The sequence below is a fragment of the Micromonospora sp. KC207 genome (assembly GCF_004348615.1).
GTDB lineage: Bacteria > Actinomycetota > Actinomycetes > Mycobacteriales > Micromonosporaceae > Micromonospora.
On sequence record NZ_SMKJ01000608.1, the window covers coordinates 1 to 1040 of the forward strand.

Sequence of the window (1040 nt, forward strand, 5' to 3'; positions counted from 1 at the left end):
GCTAAGGCGTGTTTCATAAGCCGGTCAGAGCCACTCGCAGATGATGGTGATGGTCAGGACGGCCTGGAACCGGACGGCCAACTTGTCGTAGCGGGTGGCCACGCCGCGGTGGCGCTTGAGTCGGGCGATGCCGTTCTCGACGGCGTGTCGCATCCGGTAGAGGTCTGGGTCGAACTTCGGCGGGCGTCCGCCGCGGGCGCCCTTGGCCTTGCGGTGGGCGTCCTGGTCCTTCTTGCGCGGGATGCACGCCTTGATCCCACGCTTGCGCAGGTAGGCGCGGTTGCCGCGGCTGGTGTACGCCTTGTCCGCCAGGACCAGGTCGGGGCAGGTGCGGGGCCGGCCCACCCCGAGACGGGTCACCCTGATACGGCGCAGGACCGGGATGAACTGCGGGCTGTCACCACGATGCCCGGCGGTCACGACCATCGATAGGACCTTTTGTCCCTGCTCACAGGCCAGATGCGTCTTGGTGGTCAGACCGCCGCGAGATCGTCCGAGGGCGTGATCGGCGGGTTCGTCGTGCACGCCGCCGGGTGGCTCTTTCTGCAGGTGGCCGTCTCTGCGGGCGCCGGCGGCGTGTTGGTGTGCGCGGCTGGTCATCGAGTCCACGCTGACCGTCCAGGTGATCCGGCCTTCCGCATCGGCGGCGGCCTGTGACGCGGTCAAGATCTTGTCCCAGGTTCCGTCGCGCTGCCAGCGACGGAACAGGCCGTAGACCGTCTGCCAGGGTCCGTACTCGGCCGGGACGTCACGCCAGGGCGACCCGATCCGGATCCGCCACCTGATCCCGTCGATGAGCTGCCGTTTCTCCCACTTCGGCGGCCGGCCCTTCGCCGACGCGGCAGGCAGCAGCGCAGCGAGCCGCTGCCACTGGGCGTCGGTGAGGTCGTGCCGCCTCGTCACCGCTAGGGTGGCCACGAGGTCTCCGGTATGACGTTCGAGCTTGGTCGCTGAACCGTTTACCGGAGACCTCTTCAGCTATCGATCACCGCCACGCCGTGACCTTCACCGGCCACCACGACTTCTGAAACACGCCTTAG

General features: G+C 68.0%; 1 protein-coding gene. It reads right to left on the minus strand.

Annotated features, from left to right (window positions below):
• Nucleotides 1-24: 24 nt before the first annotated feature.
• A complete protein-coding gene (locus tag E1258_RS32800) occupies nucleotides 25-903 on the minus strand; it encodes an IS5 family transposase (RefSeq protein WP_371688724.1) in 879 nt (292 codons plus the stop codon).
• Nucleotides 904-1040 lie beyond the last annotated feature (137 nt).